Annotated in this window: 19 protein-coding genes; 15 read left to right on the forward strand and 4 right to left on the reverse strand. The window is 63.9% G+C overall.

Annotated elements, in window-relative coordinates; genetic code table 11:
* Nucleotide 1: 1 nt before the first annotated feature.
* Genes VGH98_19130 through VGH98_19140 form a run of 3 tightly spaced genes read left to right on the forward strand, consistent with a single transcriptional unit; the run spans nucleotide 2 to nucleotide 3,767 of the window.
* A complete protein-coding gene (locus tag VGH98_19130; protein HEY2378097.1) occupies nucleotides 2-1,048 on the forward strand; it encodes a 2-dehydropantoate 2-reductase in 1,047 nt (348 codons plus the stop codon).
* A gap of 15 nt (nucleotides 1,049-1,063) precedes the next feature.
* A complete protein-coding gene (locus tag VGH98_19135; protein ID HEY2378098.1) occupies nucleotides 1,064-2,581 on the forward strand; it encodes an acyl--CoA ligase in 1,518 nt (505 codons plus the stop codon).
* A gap of 40 nt (nucleotides 2,582-2,621) precedes the next feature.
* The gene (locus VGH98_19140) at nucleotides 2,622-3,767 is read left to right on the forward strand and encodes an alanine--glyoxylate aminotransferase family protein (protein ID HEY2378099.1); all 1,146 of its coding nucleotides are present in this window, start codon (nucleotides 2,622-2,624) and stop codon (nucleotides 3,765-3,767) included.
* A gap of 105 nt (nucleotides 3,768-3,872) precedes the next feature.
* Here VGH98_19140 and VGH98_19145 read toward each other — a convergent pair whose 3' ends face one another.
* Nucleotides 3,873-4,253, reverse strand: coding sequence for a hypothetical protein (locus VGH98_19145; protein HEY2378100.1), 381 nt, complete (start codon nucleotides 4,251-4,253; stop codon nucleotides 3,873-3,875).
* A gap of 31 nt (nucleotides 4,254-4,284) precedes the next feature.
* Between VGH98_19145 and VGH98_19150 the strand changes: the two genes are divergently transcribed.
* Together VGH98_19150 and VGH98_19155 are read left to right on the forward strand one after the other, a co-directional pair.
* Entirely contained in the window at nucleotides 4,285-5,478 is a 1,194-nt protein-coding gene (locus VGH98_19150; protein ID HEY2378101.1) for a lactonase family protein, read from the forward strand.
* A gap of 28 nt (nucleotides 5,479-5,506) precedes the next feature.
* Nucleotides 5,507-6,445 carry an alpha/beta hydrolase gene (locus VGH98_19155; protein ID HEY2378102.1) on the forward strand — a complete coding sequence of 313 codons (939 nt, stop codon included), beginning with the start codon at nucleotides 5,507-5,509 and terminating at the stop codon, nucleotides 6,443-6,445.
* Nucleotides 6,446-6,486: 41 nt separating this feature from the next.
* Here VGH98_19155 and VGH98_19160 read toward each other — a convergent pair whose 3' ends face one another.
* Nucleotides 6,487-7,956: a lipase maturation factor family protein gene (locus tag VGH98_19160; GenBank protein HEY2378103.1), complete on the reverse strand. Its 1,470-nt coding sequence runs from the start codon at nucleotides 7,954-7,956 to the stop codon at nucleotides 6,487-6,489.
* Nucleotides 7,957-8,045: 89 nt separating this feature from the next.
* Between VGH98_19160 and VGH98_19165 the strand changes: the two genes are divergently transcribed.
* The 4 genes from VGH98_19165 (at nucleotide 8,046) to VGH98_19180 (ending at nucleotide 12,223) form a co-directional block, all read left to right on the forward strand.
* Entirely contained in the window at nucleotides 8,046-10,508 is a 2,463-nt protein-coding gene (locus tag VGH98_19165) for an ABC transporter permease (GenBank protein HEY2378104.1), read from the forward strand.
* Between the two features lie 59 nt (nucleotides 10,509-10,567).
* A complete protein-coding gene (locus VGH98_19170) occupies nucleotides 10,568-10,837 on the forward strand; it encodes a hypothetical protein (GenBank protein ID HEY2378105.1) in 270 nt (89 codons plus the stop codon).
* 14 nt (nucleotides 10,838-10,851) lie between these two features.
* Complete coding sequence (locus VGH98_19175; GenBank protein HEY2378106.1) at nucleotides 10,852-11,550, forward strand: GNAT family N-acetyltransferase; 699 nt, start codon at nucleotides 10,852-10,854, stop codon at nucleotides 11,548-11,550.
* Between the two features lie 157 nt (nucleotides 11,551-11,707).
* The gene (locus VGH98_19180; GenBank protein ID HEY2378107.1) at nucleotides 11,708-12,223 is read left to right on the forward strand and encodes a hypothetical protein; all 516 of its coding nucleotides are present in this window, start codon (nucleotides 11,708-11,710) and stop codon (nucleotides 12,221-12,223) included.
* A gap of 29 nt (nucleotides 12,224-12,252) precedes the next feature.
* Here VGH98_19180 and VGH98_19185 read toward each other — a convergent pair whose 3' ends face one another.
* The gene (locus tag VGH98_19185; GenBank protein HEY2378108.1) at nucleotides 12,253-13,029 is read right to left on the reverse strand and encodes a ferritin-like domain-containing protein; all 777 of its coding nucleotides are present in this window, start codon (nucleotides 13,027-13,029) and stop codon (nucleotides 12,253-12,255) included.
* Nucleotides 13,030-13,273: 244 nt separating this feature from the next.
* Here VGH98_19185 and VGH98_19190 point away from each other — a divergent pair, with 244 nt between their 5' ends.
* A complete protein-coding gene (locus VGH98_19190) occupies nucleotides 13,274-13,702 on the forward strand; it encodes a MaoC family dehydratase (GenBank protein HEY2378109.1) in 429 nt (142 codons plus the stop codon).
* Here the strand turns inward: VGH98_19190 and VGH98_19195 are convergent.
* On the reverse strand, nucleotides 13,689-14,945 hold the full coding sequence (locus tag VGH98_19195; GenBank protein HEY2378110.1) for an OmpA family protein: 1,257 nt from the start codon (nucleotides 14,943-14,945) through the stop codon (nucleotides 13,689-13,691). The genes VGH98_19190 and VGH98_19195 overlap by 14 nt on opposite strands.
* Nucleotides 14,946-15,118: 173 nt before the next feature.
* Between VGH98_19195 and VGH98_19200 the strand changes: the two genes are divergently transcribed.
* From VGH98_19200 to VGH98_19220, 5 genes are all read left to right on the forward strand, one after another.
* Entirely contained in the window at nucleotides 15,119-15,442 is a 324-nt protein-coding gene (locus VGH98_19200) for an STAS domain-containing protein (protein HEY2378111.1), read from the forward strand.
* Entirely contained in the window at nucleotides 15,439-16,878 is a 1,440-nt protein-coding gene (locus tag VGH98_19205; protein HEY2378112.1) for an APC family permease, read from the forward strand. The genes VGH98_19200 and VGH98_19205 overlap by 4 nt, the downstream gene beginning before the upstream one ends.
* Before the next feature lie 375 nt (nucleotides 16,879-17,253).
* Complete coding sequence (locus VGH98_19210) at nucleotides 17,254-18,969, forward strand: amidohydrolase (GenBank protein HEY2378113.1); 1,716 nt, start codon at nucleotides 17,254-17,256, stop codon at nucleotides 18,967-18,969.
* A 90-nt stretch (nucleotides 18,970-19,059) separates the two neighbouring features.
* On the forward strand, nucleotides 19,060-19,941 hold the full coding sequence (locus VGH98_19215; GenBank protein ID HEY2378114.1) for a PP2C family serine/threonine-protein phosphatase: 882 nt from the start codon (nucleotides 19,060-19,062) through the stop codon (nucleotides 19,939-19,941).
* A 117-nt stretch (nucleotides 19,942-20,058) separates the two neighbouring features.
* Entirely contained in the window at nucleotides 20,059-22,011 is a 1,953-nt protein-coding gene (locus VGH98_19220) for an oligopeptide transporter, OPT family (protein HEY2378115.1), read from the forward strand.
* The last annotated feature ends 24 nt before the right edge of the window (nucleotides 22,012-22,035 follow it).

A 22,035-nucleotide genomic window follows, 5' to 3' on the forward strand; every position in this document is an offset into this window, starting at 1 on the left:
CGTGAAGATCGCGGTCGTTGGCGCCGGCGCGATCGGAGGCTACGTCGGCGGATGGCTTGCCGCGGCGGGTGAGGAGGTCACGTTCATCGCGCGCGGCGCAAACCTCGACGCGATTCGCCGCGACGGGATGCGCGTCGTTGGCGAAGACGGATCCGTCGTGAACGCACGCGCGTCCGCGTTCGAGAAGACGCGCGATGCCGGACCACAAGACGTCGTTGTTCTCGCTGTCAAAGCGCATCAGGTCGCCGCGGTTGCGGGAGATCTCGCCGCGCTATGCAACGACGGCACCGCGATCGTGACGATGCAGAACGGAATTCCGTGGTGGTATTTCCACAAGCATGGCGGGGAGTATGAGGGTACGCCGATTCGGTCCGCGGATCCCGACGGCTCGATCGCGCGCCATGTCGACGCCAATCTCGTTGTCGGCTCTGTAGTGTATCCCGCGGCGACGCTCGAAGCGCCAGGGGTCGTGCGAGTCGTCGAGGGCAAGCGCTTCACGTTTGGCGAGCCCGACGGATCGGCGTCGCAGCGCGTTCAGGCAATCGCCGCGGCCTTCACGCGCGCCGGCTTCAAGGCGTCGGTGATTTCAGACATCCGAAGCGAGATCTGGCTCAAGCTCTGGGGAAACTTGAGCTTCAACCCGATCAGCGCGTTGACGCATGCGACGCTCGCCGGCCTGCTGCGCTTTCCATTGACTCGCGAGCTGAGCATCGAGATGATGCGCGAAGCCGAGGCAGTCGCGAAGAAGCTCGGGGTTACCTTTCGCGTCGGCATCGAGAAGCGCATCGCCGGCGCGGAGAAGGTTGGCGAACATAAGACGTCGATGTTGCAGGACGTCGAGGCGGGTCGCCCGCTGGAGATCGAGGCACTCGTGGGCGCGGTCGTCGAGCTCGGTCGCCTAACGGCGACGCCGACTCCGCACATCGATTCCGTGTACGCGCTTGTAAGCCTGTTGGCGAAGGAACTGGCAAATGGCGGCAAGCTCTCGATAGCGAGAAGCTCAGCGCCGATATCGCGAGCGCAGCCAGCGCTAGCACCAAGTACCTAACACCTGGCACCGACGATGTCCGAAGGAACAATTCTCGAGTTGTTAAGAGCCGGCGCCGATGGCGCTACGGCTCTGAGCGCGCCTGGTGGCGTGCCACCGCTCACCTATCGCGCGCTCCGCGCGCACGTTGCCGAGATCACGAAATTTCTCGCGTCGCAGGGGATCGGTCCCGGTGACCGCGTCGGGATCGTGCTCGACAACGGCCCCGAGATGGCCGCGTCCTTTCTCTCGATCGCGTCTGCCGCGACTGCCGCGCCACTCAATCCGTCGTATCGGGCCGAGGAGTTCGAGTTCTATCTCTCGGACCTCGGGGCCAAGCTGCTCGTCGTCGCCGCCGGGAAGGACTCGCCGTCGTTAGGTGTCGCCGTCAAGCTCGGCGTTCCGGTCGCGCGCCTCACACCACATGCGGAGCGTGGCGCCGGGAGCTTCTCACTGGAGTGCGAGACGCGCGCGACGCCCAAATCGGCGCGCGCGGCGACGCCAAACGACGTCGCGCTCGTGCTGCACACGTCGGGTACGACGTCGCGTCCAAAGATCGTTCCGCTCGCGCACAAGAACATCGTCGCGTCGGCGGGCAATATCCGTCGAACGCTCACGCTCACCGCGCAGGATCGCGGCCTCGTGATCATGCCTCTGTTTCACATCCATGGTCTCATCGCCGCGCTCTCGGCGCCGATCTCCGCTGGTGGCGAGGTGTGCTGCACGCCGGGCTTCAGCGCGCTCAAGTTCTTTGGTTGGGTGGACGAGATGAAGCCGACGTGGTACACGGGCGTGCCGACGATGCATCAGGCCATTCTCCTCCGTGCGCCAGGAAACGCCCAAGTGCTCGAGCATCACCGGCTGCGATTCATTCGCTCGTCGTCCTCGGCGCTTCCACCGACGGTGATCGCTGAGCTCGAGCGCGTTTTCGGCGTGCCCGTCGTCGAGGCGTACGGCATGACCGAAGCCACGCACCAGATGGCGAGCAACCCGTTAGGCGGACCGCGCAAGGCCGGCACGGTGGGACCGAGCGGCGGCCCGGAGATCCGCATCGCCGACGACAGGGGCGAGACGATGCCGCGCGGCCAGACGGGAGAGATCGTCATTCGCGGGCCTAACGTCATGACGGCCTACGAGAACAACCCGAAGGCCAATGCCGACGCCTTCTACGGAGATTGGTTCCGCACCGGCGACCAGGGCGTGATGGACGCCGACGGCTACGTCGCCATCACCGGGCGTCTCAAGGAGATCATCAATCGCGGCGGCGAGAAGATCTCCCCGCGCGAAGTTGACGAAATTATCATGGAGCACCCGGCGGTCCATCAGTGCGTGACGTTCGGGCTGCCGCATGATATGCTCGGCGAAGACGTCGCGGCAGCGATCGTGCTGCGTCAGGGCACCGCGGCGACGGATAAGGAGCTGCGCGAATTCGCGGCGGCGCGGTTGGCGCCGTACAAGGTGCCACGAAAGATTGTCATTCTGACGGAGATCCCGGTTGGCGCAACGGGGAAGCTGCAAAGGATCGGATTGGCGAAGAAATTGGGATTGGCGTGATCCCTGGTTTTTTGGAGCCTGAGGCAGCGACAAGGCGACTATGACTGAAGCAACCGTGGTATCGGAGGTCGGACCGCCCAGACTGAATCCACCCCAGCGCCTCTTGATGGGCCCGGGACCGAGCAATCCAGATCCGCGTGTACTCGCCGCGATGGGCGCGAATCCGGTCGGACATCTCGATCCCTATTTCGTCGAGCTGATGGACCAGACGATGGGCGCGCTGCGCGCGGTGTACGGCACGCACAACCATCACACGTTGCCGATATCGGCAACGGGATCGGCGGGGCTCGAGACGATCATGCTCAATCTCCTCGAGCCGGGGGACAGCGCGGTTATCGCCGTCATGGGCTACTTCGGAGAGCGGCTGGCCGAGATGGCTCGGCGTGCCGGCGCCGATGTCCGCACCGTCAACGTTCCGCCGGGCGAGATCGTCGATCCGGCGGAAATCGAAGCGCAGCTCGAGGAGCGTCCGGCGAAGCTCGTCGCGTTCGTCCATGTCGAGACGACCACTGGCGCGTGCCAGCCGATCGCTCCGATGGTCGAAGTGGCGCACCGTCATGGGGCGCTCGTCGCCATGGATTGCGTGACGTCGTTAGGTGGTCTGGCGATCGAGATCGATACGTTAGGCGTCGACGCTGCGGGCTCGTGCAGCCAGAAGTGCATCGGGGCGCCACCGGGCTTGGGGCCAATCACGGTCGGGCCACGAGCGATGGAAGCGGTTCGCGCGCGAAAGCACAAACCGTCGACGTGGTACTTCGATCTCAATCTGCTCTTCCAGTATTGGGGCGAGTCGACCGGTGCGCGGAAGCGCGCGTTCCATCACACGGCGCCCGTCGCCGCGATTTACGGCTTTCACGAAGCCTTGCGTCTGATTCTCGAGGAAGGCCTCGAGGCGCGTTGGACGCGGCATCAGAGGGCGCACGACGTGCTCGTTCGAGGTCTCGATCGGTTAGGCATCTCGCTCTTTCCACCCGCGCAGAACCGGTGCGCGACGATCAATGTCGTCAACGTTCCCGCAGGCGTCGACGACGCGCGCGTGCGTGCGCGGCTGCTCGACGCGGGCGTCGAGATGGGCGGCGGACTCGGCGCGCTCGCCGGCAAGGTGTGGCGCATCGGCGTAATGGGGTATAACGCGCAGGCATCCACCGTGGAGCGGTTTCTCGGGGCGTTGGAAATAGCGCTTTAGCCGCGCAACGATCCTCAAGGGGCCTCCAGCTTCGCAGCTTTACCCCACGCACCCCTGCGTCGCGATCGTCATAACGACGAAACACGCGCCACGCTCACCAGAGCGCTAGCGATCGCGCTTTAGTTGAACGACGATGACTTCGACCGGCTTCGAGCCCGGATTCACGTCGGCGTGCATCTGTCCCGGCGGATCGACGCCGAGCCACATCGCCGTTCCTGCCTTGAGATGGTAGGTGTTCAGCACCTTGCCATTCTTGTCGACCACATCGAGCTGCCCATCGTTGAGCGCGACCAGCGCGCGCCCGTGCTCGTGCCGGTGCAGCGTCAAAGGCTGCTTCGGCATTACGATGGACTTCCACACGCTCACCTGATCGTTCTCGAACTGCGGTTCGCGCCGCGAGCCGCCTTGCTGCTGCGCCCACATCACGCCGCCGCCCGCAACGAAGCAAATGGCACAAGCGATACTTGTCGATCGAGAGAAAGTCATGGATGTTTGCGTTGAACGTTGAACGCAAACAATGCCCGATCATCTCGACCCGTCAAGACGCGAATTCATCGCTGCATCGGCGCTCGGCATCCTCGGCTTCGCCAACTTCGGCCGCGGCGCCGGGTCGCGCTCCGACAGCGAGCTGCTTTACGTCGGGACATACACCGAAGACAAACGCACCGAGGGAATCTTTCTCGTGCGGTTCGACACGCGTTCAGGTGAGCTTCATCTCGACCGCGGAGTCGATGCGGGCCCGAATCCTTCGTTTCTCGCGATTCACCCCAACGGCCGTGTACTCTACGCGGTGAACGAGGTCGACCAGCGCAACGGCAAGGCGAGTGGCGCGGTCAGCGCATTCGCCATCGCAAGTGACACGGGCACGCTGACGCGAATCAACGAGCAGGCGTCCGAAGGCGGCTCGCCCTGCTACGTGAGCGTCGATCGCAGCGGTCGAGCCGTGCTCGTCGCGAACTACGTCGGCGGCAGTATCGCCATGCTTCCAATCGCTCGCGATGGCTCGTTAGGTGCGGCGATCGGCGTCGATCAGCACCGCGGCAAGGGGCCCAACGCCGAGCGGCAGGAAGCGCCGCACGCGCATTGCATCGTTACCGAGCCCTGGAATCACTTCGCCTTTGCGACCGATCTCGGTCTTGATACTGTTTTCGTCTATCGTATCGACGTCGATGGTGGTGCCCTCACTATCGTCGACGACGCCGATGGACACGTGAAAGCTGGCGCGGGCCCACGTCACCTCGCCTTCCACCCACAACTGCCAATCGTCTACGTCGTCAACGAACTGGACTCCACGATCACGACGTTTCGCTTGGCGCGCGGAGCTGGCGCGCTCACGCCGATCGCGACGCACTCGACACTGCCGGTGGGATGGACGGGCAGCAGCTTCGCCGCCGACCTCCACGTCGCGCCGTCGGGACGCGTGCTCTACACATCGAATCGAGGCCACAACAGCATCGCGGTGTTCTCCATCGACGAATCCTCGGGCGCACCCGCGCTCGAGCAAACGATTTCGACCGGTGGCGACTGGCCGCGCAACTTCACGCTCGACCCAACTGGCCGCTGGTTGCTCGTCGGCAATCAGAATTCGGGCTCGATCGTCGTCTTGGCGCGCGATGAGAAGACTGGTAAGTTGTCGCCCACGCAGCAACGTATCCAGTTGCCGAGTCCCGTCTGTGTTCGCTTCCGTGCGCACGTTGGCGTAACGACTTGAATCGATCTATGACGACACCCCGACCGCAGTGAGTCGCCGCGTTGCCCTTGTCCTCTCGGTCGTCGCTGCACTTGTTCTCGTTGCGGCCGGTTTCTACGTCGCACGCAACCCAGAGCGAAAGACGCTCGATGCGGCCGCGCGAGCGGGCGTTCCCGGCAGCTTCGTGCGCCTGAGCGACGGCATCACGCAATACGATCTCTCCGGTTCTGAAACGGGGCGCGTGATCGTACTGCTCTCGGGCGCGAGCGTCCCGTTTTATATCTGGGACTCCACGAGCACGGCACTCGCCGCGAACGGCTTCCGCGTACTGCGCTACAACTATTACGGACGCGGCTACTCCGACCGACCCGATCTTCGCTACGATCTCGCGACGTACGATCGCCAACTCACCGACCTGCTCGACGCGCTCGGCCTCGGCGGTCGTGTCGACGTCGCCGGGTTGTCGATGGGCGGCCCGATCGCCGCGAACTTCGCGGACCGTCATCCCGAGCGCGTTCGCACGCTCACACTCGTCGATCCAGCCTTTAGTATGTTCTCACGCGCACCACTCGCAATCCGGGCGCCTGTCGTCGGCAAGTACTTGCTGACCGTTGCTGCCGCGCCGGGAATGGCGAAGGGCCAGTACGACGACTTCCTGCATCCTGAGCGCTACCCCGATTGGGCGACGCGTTACGAAGTACAGATGCAATACAAGGGCTTTCTCCGAAGCCTACTGCAATCGAGGCGCGGCGACGTGCTCACGCGACCGGCGTCGAGCTTCACGTCGCTCGCGCGAAGTGGGATACCCGTACTGCTCCTCTGGGGAAAGCAAGATCACACCGTCCCCCTTCCAAAGAGTGACAGCATCCGCTCGGCGTTTCCGCGCGCCGAGTTCCACGCGATCGACAGCGCAGGGCACCTTCCCAACATCGAGGAAGCGGCGCAGGTCGACTCGATTCTCATAAGCTTTCTTCGCGCGCACGTATAGCCAATGCCGGACACCGAGTGGTGGCAGCGCCGCCGCTCTCGCTAACGCGGTAGCGCGACATTTCCCGTGTAGGGCCCGAGCAGCTCGCGGCGCCACCACGCTCCCGTGGCACGCTTCGTCGCCTCATCCGTGAACCAGTACTGCCAGATCACCGTTCGCACGAGCGTCGGAGGCTGCCCCTTGAAGGGATCGTTCCGGAATAATCGCAGGACGCTCGGACTACCTTCGGTGAGTCGAACCTGCGCGTTGACGACCCACGGCGACTGCTGCCACGGACCTAACGACGCGAACCAGAGATTCCAGTCGAAGCGCGGCTGGTACGGCGCGTAGATTCCTGGCCGTTCGTTCACATCCTGTGGTTTGTACTTGAACGGATAGGCGACCCACGTCGTCCCGTCGCGGCTCCCCTGGAATTCGATCTCGTAACGTCCCTCCGTCATCACGGCGAACAGCCCATACGCATTCGCGATCCGAAACGGCGCGAGCAGCCGCGCCGGCCAGCCCAGGAGCGGAATATCGGGGACGAACGCCATCACCGTCGCATACAACACGACCGCCAGCGCGGCCGTCTCGGTAACGCGGAGCCATCGCGGCCGCCTAACGACCCGCACGGCCTCCCCGACCCGGAATCGTAATCGGGTGAGCGTCTGATCGTCGAGGAGCAGCACGCCAAGCAACAAAACGAGGTGGTTCAGAAACGCGTAATTGGCCGTGGCGATGATCGCGATCTGAAGCGCCGTTACGATCACGAAGCAGACGATTCGGAAAGGACGGGCAAGCCAGACCATCCACACGAGTACCAGCTCGACGAAGAGCGTGAGAATTACGGTTCCCGCGTGAAACCCGTGCGGCCAGTGCTGCACGTACCATCCGATCCAGGTCGGCAGCGGACCATTCTGGTAGTACTCGTCCATCGCGGTCAGATTTCGCCAGTGCGGATCCCCACTCGCAAACTTGACGATCCCCGACTCGAGGTAAATCCGGAACCACTCCCAGCGCAGCATGAAGAGACTGAAGCGCGAAGGCGGGTCGGTCGCGCCGAGGCCGGGACGCAGCCCGCGCGGCGCGAACCAGAAGGCGATGAATCCCGCCTCGAGGAGCATGCCGTCGGACTGATATGACGAGAAGTCCTGGAGCGCGGCGACGCACGAAAGAAAGAACAGCGTACAGAGCGCGGTCGTTAGGCGCGGCCAGAGGTTCGCGGTCAGGAGGAGCGAGCACAGGATGCCAGCACCGACGACGATCGCCAGCGCATAGTCTCCGGCACTCACCCAGAACAGGCTCGGCGCGTACCAGATCCCGCGCACCAGCCCGAGCGCGCCCCGCACGTTGTGCAGATATTCGCCGGCGGGCAGAATCGCGTGCTCGCCGATGAGGCCCTGGATCTGAAAAGCGAGCGAGTAGAACGCCGAGAAGAAGATCAGGCCGAGCCCGCGGAAGACGATCCAGCGCGGCCAGAAGTACGTGGAGGCCGGCTCGTCCTCAGTGGCGAGAAATCGCTCGAGTCGCATTGCATCATATTGCTAGCGACTCCCGGGCGCGACGTATAGGCTACGGTGTCGTCGCGGCTGAACCTGGTCGACCAGAGGGGGCTATTCGCGTGGAGCGATTCATCCAGGACCTCAAGTATTCGCTGCGGACGCTTCGCCAGCAGCGCGCCTTCACCATTGCCGCCGTCGCCGCGCTCGCGTTAGGCATTGGCGCCACGACGTCCGTCTTCTCGGTCGTCGACGCGATTCTGCTTCGCCCGTTCCCATATCCCGATCCCAGTCGGATCGTGATGTTCATGAACACGTTTGCGAACGGGCAAGGTCCCGGTGCGTCGCCGATCAAGTTCGTGCATTGGGAACATCAGACCAGCGTCGTCGAGGACGCGTCCGCCTTTCGCAATGTCACGATGAATTACACCGGCGGCGATGTACCGGAGCAGGTGAACGCGGGCAATGTGAGCGAGGCGTTCTTCCGGCTCTGGGGCGCGAAGACGCTCCTCGGCCGCACGTTCTCGCCTGACGAAGACCGGCCGGGTGGTCCCCGCGTCGCTGTGCTCTCATACGGTTGGTGGACGCGCCGCTTTGCCGCCGATCCCGCGATCATTGGCAAGGCCATTCTCCTCAGCGGCGATCCCTACGTGGTCGTCGGTGTGATCAACCGCGGCTTCGACGTTTCCGAGTTCCTCGACCCACCCGACGTCTGGACGGCCTTTCAGATCGATCCGAACACAACGAGCGGCGCTCACTACTTCCGCTCTGCGGGACGCATCAAGCCCGGCGTCACCCTCGCGCAGGCGCAAGCCAAGCTCCGTCAGTCAACCGGCGAATTTCGGGAGAAATTCCCGAACCAGATCGGCCCGAGGGACGCCTTCAGCGTCGAACCGATCCAGAACGTGTTCGTGCACAACTCGCGAACGCTGCTGGTGATCCTCCTCGCGGCCGTGAGCGGGGTGCTCCTGATCGCGTGTGCGAACGTCGCGAACCTGCTCCTGGTGCGGTCCACGGTTCGTCGGCGTGAGATGGCAATTCGCGCGGCAATGGGCGCCAATCGCAGCCGGATCATCAGACAGTTGATAACTGAAAGCGTGTTGCTCGCGGTTGTCGGCGGCGCGCTCGGTCTCATTCTCGGACTCTTCGGCATTCGCTCACTCCTCTCGATCAACACCGCGGGGCTGCCCCGCCTCGGTGAGGGCGGGGCCGCCGTCCATCTCGACTGGCGGTTGCTGGCCTTCACCGCGCTCGTCTCGATTGGGACGGGACTCCTGTTCGGTGTCATGCCCGCCATTCACGCTGCACGACACGATCTCAGCGGAACACTGAGAGACGGCACGGGCGCGTCTGGCGGCGGCGCCAGCAACCACGTTCGGTCGGCGCTCGTGGTCCTCGAGATCGCGCTCGCGCTGACGCTTGTGATTGGCTCGGGGCTTCTGATTCGCACGTCGCTCGCATTGCGCGCCGTCGACCCGGGATTCGACGCGAACAACGTGCTGACGATGCGGATGGCGTTTACAGGCCCACGCTACGAGAGCGCAGTGGCCGTCGATCAGGTCATTCAAGCCGGCGTTGAGCGTTTGCGCGCACTGCCCGGCGTCGTCAATGCGAGCGCGGCCTGTTGCTTGCCGCTCGAGGGCGGCTACGGACTCGGCTTCAGGATCGTCGGCCGGCCGCTCGAGCCGGGAAGAACCAACCACGGCGGTGTGTCATGGATGACGGTGTCGCCGGGATATTTCGAAGTCTTTAAAATCCCGGTGATTCGCGGGCGAACTTTCACGACGCTCGACACCAAGGCATCGCCGCCCGTCGTCGTCATCAACGAAGCAATGGCGAAACAGTACTGGAAGACCGGCAATCCACTGAACGACTTCATCACGATCGGCCGCGGTGGCATGAAGGAGTTCGCCGCCGAGCCCGATCGACAGATTATCGGCATCGTCGCCGATAGCCGGGATAACGGCCTGAATCAGGAGGCGGACCCGAAGGCGTTCGTGCCGCAGGCGCAGGTACCCGACGCGGTCAACGCGCTCAACATGCCGATCTCGCCGATCGCCTGGGTCATCCGGACGAAGGTCACGCCGCTATCGCTCAGCGCGGCCGTACAAGATCAGCTTCGTCAGGCAACGGGGCTTCCGGTTGCCGACATTCGCTCCATGAGCCAGATCGTGTCCGGCTCGATCTCGCGTGAGCGCTTCAATACTTTGCTCATGACCGTCTTTGCGTTGTCCGCGCTCGCGCTGGCCGCGATCGGCATCTACGGGGTCATGGCGTACGCGGTGCAGCAGCGGACGCGGGAGATCGGCGTCCGGCTCGCACTCGGCGCGCAGCCGGGCGCAGTACGAACGATGGTCGTCCTTCAGGGAATGCGACTGGCCTTGATTGGAGTCATCATCGGTGTCGCAGCCGCGTATGCGCTCTCGCGATTCATGAGTACTCTCTTATTCGGCGTCGAGGCGCGCGATCCGTTGGTGTTCGTGGGCGTGCCATTGCTTCTCGCGCTCATCGCTCTCGTCGCCGTGTGGGTTCCCGCGAATCGCGCGAGCCGCATCGATCCGCTCGGCGCCCTGCGCTCTGCCTGACGTGTCATCATCGGACGCTCGTGGGATAGTGTCGCTCGATAACACATAAGGTGAGACTTATGTCGACATCGATCTACTGCCCGAAGTGCGAGTGGGCACCTGGTCCGCACGATCGCTGGATGTGTTATCCAGGATGCAGCACGGTCTGGAACACCTTCGAGACGCACGCCTGCTGCCCTGGATGCCGCAAGCAGTGGCAGGTGACGCAGTGCCTAACGTGTCACGCCACCTCGCCGCACGACGACTGGTATCACGACCACGACGTCGACGCCGAGCGTGGCTGGGACAACGTCGAGCAGGAACGCGAGCTCGAGCTTGTCGACGTCTGACGATACCTGCGAGAATGCCGGCATCGCCACGTGAGTTGATGCGCATGCATGTCGAGGCACTCTTCACCCATGACGGTGCCGGTGATCTCGTGAGCGTGAACGAGCCGACGGTCGGTGACACGCCTGCGCCGCGTTTCTTCCTCGGTGTAACGGAGGATGGATGCCTGTTGCGCTTCCGCAATGACCTGAGCGCCGCGTTGCGCGCCGAATTGATTGTGGGAGCGCGAGAGGAGCACGCTGGCGTTGCAATCCCGCCGGTCGCTACGAGATACGAGGACATCGTTGGTCGCGACGCACCCGCGAACAAGACATGGGCTGGTCCGGCCTTTACGTTCCCCGCTCGACTCCCGGCAGTATTCGGGACGACGTTGATCGACGCATCGACTGCGTCGCTCCTCGAGCCGTTGCTCTCGCCGTGGATCCCTGACGTGTCGGCCTGCCAACCGATGGTCGTGATGGTCGTCGGTGGCAAAGCGGTGTCGATTTGCGCGAGCGTCCGGATCACCGACGACGCGCACGAGGCGGGCGTCGACACGGCTCCGCTGCATCGAGGCCGCGGCTACGCGGCGCAAGTCGTCGCTACGTGGGCGAACGTGGTGCGCGAGACGGGCCGAGTTCCGTTCTACAGCACGTCGTGGAGGAACGCGGCATCGCGGTCGGTCGCGCGCAAGCTATCGTTGATCCACTTCGGCAACGACCTGCATATCACGTGATCGGCGCGGCAAGCGCGTTGAAGAGCCTGCGCCAATCATTGGTTCGAGAATCAGCTCGCCTAGCGGTTCGTCACCGCGCCTCGACGCTGCGAGCACGTCATGCGCTGGTCGGCCCTCGTTGCTGGACCGCTCGAGGACGAGAAGGCATATTCGCGGCATGAGCTCTCGAACAGTTTCGCTCTTGCTCCGCACCTGGCTCACGATCGCTCTCATCGACTTTCTCTTCGCGAGCTGCCTGAGTGTCTTCGTGTATGGGTCGACCTTCTCGCGGTTGTGGCAAGGTGTCGCCTCCGCGGTGCTCGGGCCATCCGCATTGCAAGGAGGCACGAGCACTGTGCTCGTCGGACTGCTGCTGCACGCCTGCGTGGCGTTCACGTGGTCAGCGGTCTTTCTGGCACTGGCGAAGTCGATCCCGGCCGTGCAGGCCCTGATCGCGAAGCCGGGAGGCATCGTCGGCGTTGCCGGGCTCTATGGGCCAACGGTCTGGCTCGTCATGTCGCTGGCCGTCATTCCGCGCGCCTCGGGCCGTCCACCGTCGATCACCGTCCGCTGGTGGATTCAGCTCTTCGCGCACATCCCCTTCGTTGCGTTACCGATCGTAAGCGTTGTGGGCCGAGGGCTCAACACACGCGAGCGCGCACGCGCGATGCATGTCGCCTCCGTCGAAGCGTGAAGACGGACTAACGTGAACCATGCCAACGGTCATCCTGAGCGAAGGGAAGGCGCTCCGCTCGTCAGGATGACACTTGTGCGGCAGGCGTGCCTAACGTTCGCGCTGATGGCGAACGCCGCCTCGAAGCAGCGCCACGCTTCCGTCTGGAAGCGTCCGAACCCGAGTCCGCCTCGATCGAATACCCTCCGATGGGCGAGCCAGACGACGAAGCTCGTTGCCCAAAACAGAATTCGCTGGAACGCCATCGTCATCATGTAGAGGCGCGAGCCGCGATGCGCTCGCAGAATGCCGAGCCGCTCCGCCTGAAACTCGACATGTCGGGCTTCATCACTGAGTATCTGCTCACAGAGGCGCTGGAGAATCTGTGACCGTGTCGCTTGGCGCAGTGCGTCGTAATACACCTGCGCCATCAACTCGGCGGTAATGAGCACGCCAATCGAGATCTCGAGCGTGCCGAAGATGTTGCGGAGGCGCCGGAACACCGCGTCGGCGAAGCTCGCGCGGGCGAGTGGAATGCGATGGAGCTCGAGAACGCGGCGTAGATCGCGCGCGTGTCGTTGTTCCTCGCGAATGAAGAGTATGATTGCGGCGGCGTAGTCGCGATCGCCCGTTCGCTCCGCATACTTCTGGGCGTAGCGAATGAGATGACGACCTTCCCCGCTCTCGCCGCGCTGGAATTCCGCGATCGAGGGGCCAACAGCGATGATCTCGTCCGGCGTCAGCTCCGCAACTCGCTCCCAGGGGATGTCGAGTAGCTGCCCCGCGTTGCTCTCGAAGTATCGAAGCCATTCCGTCGACGTGCGCATCGGGATCACCCTGGACTTTATATAATAAAGTACTCTACTCGAGGGACCCTCCACCCGTCAAGCACATGAGCCGACTCCCCACTCGCTGCTCCCGCGGGCGCGTGTCGACTGGCCTCTCATGACAGGCGTCCCGGCCCTTGTTGTCGCGCTCGCGCCGGCTACACTTGGGAGCCGCATCCACGAATCACCAACGACCAGACACGAACCACCGACCACCAGCCAGGAAACCTAACGAGCCACTGTCATGACGACTGAGGTCAGGAGCAAACCCGTGGTCGGCGAGAAAGCGAGCCGCACGCTCACGCTCACCGAACATCACGTGCGGACTTTCGCCGAGCTCACGGGCGATTACAATCCGCTCCACTTCGACGCCGACTTCGCGAAGCGCACGCGTTTTGGCGGCCTCGTGGTCCAGGGTGGACTGACGACGGGTCTCCTCCACGCGCTTGTCGCGATGGACCTGCCGGGACCAGGATCGGTCTTTCTCAGCCAGCAATGGAAATTCACGGCTCCGGTCTACATCGGAGACACCATCACCGCGGAAGCCGAGGTGATGAGTGTCCACGAAACCAAGCCCGTAACCCAGCTCCGCATCGTCGTCACGCGACAGACCGGTGAGACGGTGCTCGAAGGCGAGGCCTGGTGCTACACGATGCGCCCTACTTCGACGTGACGAGAAGGGCGATCCGCCGATTCTGCGCGCGCCCGGGCTCGGTTGAATTGTCGCCGATGGCGTGAGCCTCGCCATATCCCTCCGACTGCACGCGATTCACGGCAATGCCCTGATGCAGGAGCGATCGCTTCACGGCATCGGCGCGTTTCTGCGACAGCCGAAAATTCGTCTTCGCGTTACCGACATTATCGGTGTAGCCACCGACTTTCACGTGAGCATTCGGAAACGCCTTGAGAATCGCGACGAGGTTGGCGAGCTGCTCCTGCGATTCGGGAAGGATGTTGGCCGAGTTGGGCGCGAAGTTCACGCGATCGAGCTCGAACCAGGTTGTCTTGTCAACCTGGCGCGACGGATCATCGATGAAGCCGACGAGCTTCGATTCGGTGCCATTGAGCGGAACGCGAATCAAGACGCCGTTCGGCAACGCTTGCTTCGTGAAGGCGCCCGTGTTCTCGAAGGGCGTGCTCACTTCGCCGCCCGACGTCGACGGCACCGTGCCAACGTGGTACGACGTATCGACCACCGCCGTGCCCACCGGCATGCGCGTGTTCTTGTGCGAGATCGCGAGCCACACGAGCGCAAGCGTCGCCAGGCCAATGACCGGCCACACCCACTTCCGGCCTTCGGACTCGTGCCGATCGGCGAACTGCCGCGGCGTGGTCGTGTCGCGATTCCACTCCGGCGTCTCGACGAACGACGGCGGTGCCGCGGTGCTCGAGATGAGACTCGACAATCCCGCCGGCATCGCGGCGAAGATACTGTCCTTCTCGCCCGTGAACACGTTCGCGAGACCGCTCGAATCCAGATGGTCGTCCCGGACGCGCTTTCCGAGGACGCCGAGAACGAGCGGAGCCGCGAGCGTGAGCAACGTCGACGCCGACGAGGCGTTCTTGAAGCCGTTCACGCGGTTGAGCAAGTTCGCAACAGCGTTCGTCTGGCCACCGAACACCTGGTTGAGGAATTTCGTACCAGTTGCCGCCGCACCGCCGCCGGCGATGAACGAGCCCAGCACGCTCGCGGCATCGGCGGGCAGATCGGAACCAGCGGGACGGCTCGTGATCAGGTCGAACACCTGACGGAACGAGCCCGGGTCTTTCGCTTTCGTGACGAGTCCTCCGAGGACCGACGCGAAGGTACTGGGAAGCGCACTCGAGACCGTGGCCTCCGACTCCCCTAGCCGGTCGGCGAGCTGCCCGGTCGCCGGCGTCACGAGAGTAGTCAGTGTATCCAACAACGTGGCCATAGGCGAAACCTCCCGGCGCGAGGCCGGCGTGTAAGACTACTCGGAAATTGGATTCGCCATGGCTCGAGACAGTATGGGCTGTACGGCCTACACGCGCTCCGACACGAGCCAGACGCATTTCGATTGCGTCGCGTTCGCAGTACTTTGGGGGCCTCTCATTCGATGAGGGCGGCATGGGCTTCTCGGTCACCCGGCTCGACGACAGAGTGATCATTCACGTGCCCGAGTGGCTCATCACCGCCAACAAGGGCGTGCTGCGTCAGCTGGCGCTCGATGCGCTGGACGAGGGTGGGCGCCGATTCACGGTCGATCTCGTGGACACGACCTATATCGACAGCTCTGGATTGGGCACGCTGGTCGGCATCTCCAAGAAGATTCATGAACAGCAGGGGAACATCCGCCTGGTGCATCTCAGCGACGACATCAGTACGCTCTTCCGCCTCACCAAGCTCGACGCGTACTTCGATGGGCTCGGCGGCGGACCGTCCGCCGCGTGACGTCACGCGTGCCTAACGAACCGACCGCAACGGTCCCTCGCGGCGCCGGCATCGAGCCTCCCGCGCCCGGCGAGCACGGCCAGTTACCGAGGCGCTTCGGCCTCGTGAGCGCGACGGCGCTCAACATGACGAACATGATCGGCGTGGGTCCGTTCATCACGATCCCGCTGCTCATGTCGGCGTTAGGTGGCCCACAGGCGATGCTCGGCTGGATCGTCGCGCTCGTGATCGTGATCTGCGACGGGATGGTCTGGAGTGAGCTGGGCGCGGCGATGCCCGGATCGGGAGGCTCGTTTCATTACCTGCGCGAGGCGTTCGGCCGAGCGCGCGTCGGACGGTTGATGGCCTTCCTGTTCGTGTGGCAGTTCGTGCTCAGCGGTCCGCTCGAGATCGCGTCGGGATACATCGGTTTCGCCGACTACGCGAGTTTCATATGGAATGGTCTGACGCGTACCGGCGTCATCGTCCTCGTGTCGGTGATCGGAGTCATCAACGTTGCCCTGCTCTATCGGCGTATTCATTCGATCGTGCGCATTACCGTGTCGCTCTGGGTCGGGACGCTCGTGACCGTCCTCGCCGTGATCGTTACCGGCGCCACGCATTTCAACCCACGCGTCGCCTTCGATTTCCCGCCCGGCGCCTTCACGTTCTCGTTAGGCTTCTTCCTCGGCCTCGGCGCAGCGTCGCGGATTGGCATCTACGACTACCTCGGCTACTACGATGTCTGCTACATCGGCGACGAGGTGCGCGATCCCGGCCGCGTGATCCCGCGATCGATTCTCATCAGCACCGCGGCGGTCGCGCTCATTTATCTCGGCATCAATCTCTCGATCGTCGGCGTCGTCCCGTGGCGCGACTTCGTTCCGGCATCGGCGCACCCCGAGTCCAACTTCGTCGTCTCGGTCTTCATGCAGCGGATCTATGGGTCGCGCGTGGCAACGCTCTTCACGCTGCTGGTTTTGTGGACGGCGTTCGGGTCGGTCTTTGCCCTTCTGCTCGGATACTCACGCATCCCCTTCGCCGCGGCGGAGAGCGGCTATTTCTTCCGCGTGTTTGGCCGGCTGCACCCGACGAAGCAATTTCCGTACGTGTCGCTCCTCGTGCTTGGCGCAATCTCGATCCTCGCTGGTTTCTTTGCGTTAGGCACCGTAATCGACGCGCTGATCGTGACGCGGATCCTCGTGCAGTTCATGGGGCAAGTCGTCGGCTTGATGCTCCTGCGACGCCAGGCGCCGGAGCTGCCGCGTCCCTACCGGATGTGGCTCTATCCGCTGCCGGCACTGGTCGCCCTGCTCGGCTGGATCTTCGTGTTCGCGACGACGGATGTCCGCGTAATTCTGTTCGGTGTGGGCGTCCTCGCGCTGGGCGGATTGACGTTTCTCGTTTGGGCACGGCGCGGACATCAGTGGCCGTTTGTCGCATCGCGACCGGTCTAACGATCCTACGAACTCACAGGAGACACTCGTGGTCAGGGAATTCACCCGCACGCCGCGCGTGGACGCACACATGATGCCGGGCACGGCGACCCTCGCCGCGATCGAGGGGCTCGTCGAATTGGGAATGACCCGGCACAGGCGATCGTCGCGGCGACGAAGAATGGCGCGCGCGCGTCGCAAGGCTCGAAGGATTTCGGGACGCTCGAAGTCGGCAAGTACGCCGACATTCTGCTGCTCGATGCCGACCCGCTAGCCGACATTCACAACATCCGCAAGTTGTCGATGGTGATGAAGGACGGCCGAATTGTCGACCGCGACCGATTGCCGCAGAAGGTCGTCTGGACGCGGACCAAGCCGAAAGCCTAGGATTGTGTCATGACCGATCGACAGAGCCGCAGGGAGTTCGTGAGCCTCGCAGCGTTAGGCGTCGCCGGCGCGTTGACGTCACGTCGTGGGACAGGCATCGCCGCTCTCCTCGGTGCCGCGTCGCCCGACGTGGACCTCGTGGTGCTCAACGCCAAGGTGATCACGATGGACCCTGGGCTACCACGCGCCGAGGCATTCGCGATCAAGTCCGGTCGATTCGTAGCCGTCGGCCAGAGCGCCGATATCCGTGGGCTGATTCGCAATGGCACACAGACCTACGACGCGAAGCGAATGACGATCGTCCCCGGCTTCATCGACACGCACAACCACGCGGGCGGGACGACGCTCCTCTACGAGGTGCTGGTCGGCAATCCCTTCGAGGTCGAGTTTGTCGCCATCTCCAGCATCGTCGACAAACTCCGTGTGAAGGCGCGTGAGACACCGGCTGGTACCTGGGTCGACGGCTATTTCTTCGATGACACGAAGCTCAAGGATAAGCGTCCGCTCAACATCCACGATCTCGATCAGGTCTCGACCGAGCACCCGGTCGTCGTGCACCATCGCGGCGGCCACACCTCGTTCTACAACAGCAAAGCGTTCGAGTTGGCGCGCGTCACGCGAGACGCGCCGAATCCCGCCGGCGGCACCTTCGACCGCGACGAGAATGGTGATCTGAGCGGCCGAGTGACCGATCGCGCCCGGAGCGTCTTTAATAACGTCGGGCAACGGCCGCAATTCACGGCCGCGCAGCGGGCGCAGCGGGAGCGCAACGGCATCGAGCACATCTCGAAGCAGTTCGTTCGCTACGGCCTGACGAGCGTCCACCACGAGGGCGGCGATCTCGCCGCCATCCAGGACGTCCACGCCCGCGGCGAGCTGCACCATCGCGTGAGCTACGAGCCGAACGAGCGCATGGTCGACACGATGATCGCGGACGGGATCAAGACGGGCTTCGGCGACGAGTGGATCAAATTCGGCGCGACGTCGGAGCATACCGTCGACGGATCGTTCTCGGAACGCACGATGGCGCTGAGCACGCCGTACGCCGGGACGCAATACAAGGGCAACGTCACCGAAACACAGGACGACCTGAACGCCTGGGTTGAAAAGGTGCATCCCGCGGGAATCCAGGTGAACTGCCACGCGAATGGCGACGTCGCGATCGACATGTACCTCACGGCGATCGAGCGCGCGCAGCAGCTGGCGCCGCGCGCCGACGCGCGTCCGAAGATCACGCATTGCACGCTGATCAACGACGACCTCGTCCGGCGGATCAAGGCCGTCGGCGCAGTGCCGGCGATGTTCACGACCTACGCGTACTACAACAGCGACAAGTTCGTGTTCTACGGCGAGGAGTTGATGAAACGCTGCATGGCGTATCGCACGTTGCTCGACGCCGGCGTCCACGCCGCGGCCGGCTCCGACTTCAGTCCCGGTCCATTCGCGCCACTCATGGGAATCCAGGGAATGGTCACGCGCACCGGCTGGGACGGCAAGACATGGGGCGCGAATCAGCGCATCAGTGTCGACGAAGCGATCAGGGTCAACACGATGAACGGTGCGTACGCCTCGCATGAGGAAACGCTCAAGGGCTCGATCGCTGATGGCAAGCTCGCAGACTTCGTCGTGCTCGCGGACGATCCGCATACGGTGAGTCCGGAGAAGATCAAGGATATTCAGATCGTGCGGACCGTCGTTGGGGGAAGCGCGGCTTATCAAGCCTGAACGCGCCCGCCGCGCGAACAAAGTCCCAGCGTCATTGCCTCCACACGCAAGGGGTGGTACCCTCAACGGAGGTCTCCGAAGGAGTGCGTCATGAGCAGCACCGCGACCCGCGAAGCGACCGTGGTTCAGCGTCCAACGCTTGCCGAGATAGACGCCTTCGGCGTCACGCATCCGGGGCTCGTCCGTAAGACCAATGCCGATCAGTTTCTCGTCGCGAGCCTGCACCGCACGCTCCATGTGCATTGCACGAGCTTGGGCGGCGGCGTCGGTCCTGAGGAAACCGAGTCGCGCGGATTCCTGCTTCTCGTTGCCGACGGCGTCGGTGGGCTCGCCGGCGCCGAGGAAGGCAGCGCGCGCGTCGTGTCCACCGTGGCGCAACATCTCCTGCACGCGACGGAGCTCTGTTCGCAGATGGCGGTCGAGCACGAGAGCGAGGCAATGAACAGCCTCCGCGACGCCGTGGCGGGAGCTCACCGCGCGTTACTCGCCGCGACCGACGACGAGGGGGCGCCCCAAGCGTCGACCCTCACGATGTTCGCGTCATTCTGGCCGCGCGCGTTCGTCGTCCATGTCGGCGACAGCCGCGCCTATCGGTATCGCGACGGCAATCTCGAACGCCTAACGACTGATCAGACCTTCGCCCAGATGATGGTCCAGGCGGGGGCGCTCACGCCCGCCGGAGCCGAAGCGTCGCACCTCAAGCACATTCTGTGGAGTGCGATCGGCAGTCAGGAGGTCGTGCCCGAGGTCCAGGTCACGGACGTCACGCGTCGCGGCGTCGTCATGCTGTGCACCGATGGCCTAACGACCCACGTCTCCGACGACGAGATCAAGGCGCATCTCGCGCAGTGTACGTCGGCCGAGGAGACCTGTCACAAGCTCGTTGATTTGGCGCTCTCGCGAGGTGGGCAGGACAACGTCACGGTGGTGATTGCGCACGTCCGAAATGGTGAGGAGGGTCAGCGCCACTAGGGCGAAGCCAGAGTCCGCGCTCGGCGGCGGGCTCGCCGCGGCTACCTGACTTCCGCAATGCGCTTTGGGAGGTAGTGTATTGTCCGACTGGACGGCCATCCTCCCATACCCCGCTCCATGAAACCAAAAGAACTGACGATCCGGGGCTTGATCCTCGGCGCGCTCATCACGACCGTCTTCACCGCCGCCAACGTCTATCTCGGCCTCAAGGTCGGGCTCACCTTCGCGTCGTCAATCCCCGCCGCAGTCATCTCGATGGCGATCCTCAGCGCGGTCAAGGATTCGACGATCCTCGAGAACAACATCGTGCAGACGGTCGCCTCGGCGGCGGGGACACTCTCGGCGATCATCTTCGTGCTACCTGGGCTCGTAATCGTCGGGTGGTGGACAGGGTTCCCGTTCTGGCAATCGTTTCTCATCTGCCTGAGCGGTGGAATCATCGGCGTGCTATTCACGATCCCGCTGCGCCGAGCGCTGGTGACGACCTCGGATCTTCCCTACCCCGAAGGCGTCGCCGCAGCGGAAGTGCTGAAGGTCGGATCGGGCACGCGTGGCGAGACGAAGGACGACACGGGTGAGGCGCGAGAAGGACTGATCGCGGTGATACTCGGCTCGATCGCGTCGGGCGGGCTCGCGATTGTTCAGGGGACACGCATCATCGCCGGGACGCTCACGGGTTTTTTCCCGATCGGAAGCTCCGCGTCGACGGGCTATGATTTCGCTTGGTCGCTCGCGCTCCTCGGTGCGGGGCATCTTGTTGGGCTCTCTGTCGGTATGGCAATGCTCACGGGGTTGATCATCGCCTGGGTCATCGCTGTGCCGATCCTGACGTCGATGCAACCCGCTGCCGCGGGCGTCGCGCTCGCGACGCACACCCTAACGATCTGGCGAACGCAGGTGCGCTTCATCGGCGCCGGCGCGATCGGTATCGCGGCACTCTATACGCTCGCGAGCCTAACGAAGCCGGTGATCGGTGGACTCGTGAGCACGCTCGCGGCGTCGCGACGGGCCGACACGGGTGACGATCTCGATCGCGATATCTCGCCGCCCTGGATCATCGCGCTGACGATCGCGTGCCTGATCATCGCCGCGTACCTCGCTTATACCTTCGCCAAGTCGACGGTGCTCGCCGGCAGCGCGTTCGGACTCACGGTTTTCGCCGTTCCATTCGTGCTGCTTGCCGGTTTTCTCATCGCCGGGATCTGCGGCTACATGGCGGGACTCATCGGGGCGTCGAACAGTCCGATCTCGGGTGTCGGCATTCTGTCGATCGTCATCTGCGCTTCGCTCGTCATTTTCGTCGTCGCGCCGACGCAAGGAACCCAGTCGGCGCTCGTCGCCTTCTCGCTCTTCATCACGGCAATCGTCTTCGCCTGCGCGACGATCTCGAACGACAATTTGCAGGATTTGAAGACGGGCCAGCTCGTCGGCGCGTCGCCGATGCGCCAGCAGATCGCGCTCATCGTCGGTGTCGCCGCGGGCGCGTCGGTGATTCCAAGTGTGCTCAACCTGCTCGCGAAGGCGTATGGGTTCGCCGGGGCGGCGAACGTCGGCGTCCTCGCGCCGAATCCGCTGCCCGCGCCCCAGGCGACGCTGATCGCCGCCCTCGCACAGGGTGTGATCGGGGGTCAGCTCAACTGGACGATGCTCGGCATCGGCGCGGTGGTCGGCGTGGGTCTCATCGTGCTCGACGCGGCGTTAGGCGCGATGAACAAGCTCCGCATCCCACCGCTCGCGGTTGGTATCGGTATCTATCTTCCGATGTCGGCGACGTTCGCGGTGGTGGTGGGAGCGACTCTGTCACACTGGTACGACGGCAAGGCGAAGACGATGGCGAACCCCGGACGGGCCGAGCGGTTGGGCACGCTCGTCGCCTCCGGACTGATCGTGGGCGAGAGCTTGTGGGGAGTGATCAACGCAGGGCTGATCGTCGGCCTTACGACGGACGCGCCGATCGCGCTTGTCCCGGAGAATTTTGGACCGGCACCGTGGCTCGGCGTGCTCGGGTTCATCGGTGTGGTCGCGTGGCTCTACGGCTGGATGCTGCGCCGGTCGCGACAAGCCGGTTAGGTCACCGTCGGTGTCGGTGATCTG

The organism is Gemmatimonadaceae bacterium, from assembly GCA_036496605.1.
GTDB lineage: Bacteria > Gemmatimonadota > Gemmatimonadetes > Gemmatimonadales > Gemmatimonadaceae > AG2.

What these genes read in the sequence shown, in the direction of transcription:
- VGH98_19135 (HEY2378098.1), top strand. Translation starts at nt 1,064, where the DNA reads ATGTCCGAAGGAACAATTCTCGAGTTGTTAAGAGCCGGCGCCGATGGC.
- VGH98_19140 (HEY2378099.1), top strand. Translation starts at nt 2,622, where the DNA reads ATGACTGAAGCAACCGTGGTATCGGAGGTCGGACCGCCCAGACTGAAT.
- VGH98_19145 (HEY2378100.1), bottom strand. Translation starts at nt 4,253, where the DNA reads ATGACTTTCTCTCGATCGACAAGTATCGCTTGTGCCATTTGCTTCGTT.
- VGH98_19150 (HEY2378101.1), top strand. Translation starts at nt 4,285, where the DNA reads ATGCCCGATCATCTCGACCCGTCAAGACGCGAATTCATCGCTGCATCG.
- VGH98_19160 (HEY2378103.1), bottom strand. Translation starts at nt 7,956, where the DNA reads ATGCGACTCGAGCGATTTCTCGCCACTGAGGACGAGCCGGCCTCCACG.
- VGH98_19170 (HEY2378105.1), top strand. Translation starts at nt 10,568, where the DNA reads ATGTCGACATCGATCTACTGCCCGAAGTGCGAGTGGGCACCTGGTCCG.
- VGH98_19175 (HEY2378106.1), top strand. Translation starts at nt 10,852, where the DNA reads ATGCCGGCATCGCCACGTGAGTTGATGCGCATGCATGTCGAGGCACTC.
- VGH98_19180 (HEY2378107.1), top strand. Translation starts at nt 11,708, where the DNA reads ATGAGCTCTCGAACAGTTTCGCTCTTGCTCCGCACCTGGCTCACGATC.
- VGH98_19185 (HEY2378108.1), bottom strand. Translation starts at nt 13,029, where the DNA reads ATGCGCACGTCGACGGAATGGCTTCGATACTTCGAGAGCAACGCGGGG.
- VGH98_19190 (HEY2378109.1), top strand. Translation starts at nt 13,274, where the DNA reads ATGACGACTGAGGTCAGGAGCAAACCCGTGGTCGGCGAGAAAGCGAGC.
- VGH98_19195 (HEY2378110.1), bottom strand. Translation starts at nt 14,945, where the DNA reads ATGGCCACGTTGTTGGATACACTGACTACTCTCGTGACGCCGGCGACC.
- VGH98_19200 (HEY2378111.1), top strand. Translation starts at nt 15,119, where the DNA reads ATGGGCTTCTCGGTCACCCGGCTCGACGACAGAGTGATCATTCACGTG.
- VGH98_19210 (HEY2378113.1), top strand. Translation starts at nt 17,254, where the DNA reads ATGACCGATCGACAGAGCCGCAGGGAGTTCGTGAGCCTCGCAGCGTTA.
- VGH98_19215 (HEY2378114.1), top strand. Translation starts at nt 19,060, where the DNA reads ATGAGCAGCACCGCGACCCGCGAAGCGACCGTGGTTCAGCGTCCAACG.
- VGH98_19220 (HEY2378115.1), top strand. Translation starts at nt 20,059, where the DNA reads ATGAAACCAAAAGAACTGACGATCCGGGGCTTGATCCTCGGCGCGCTC.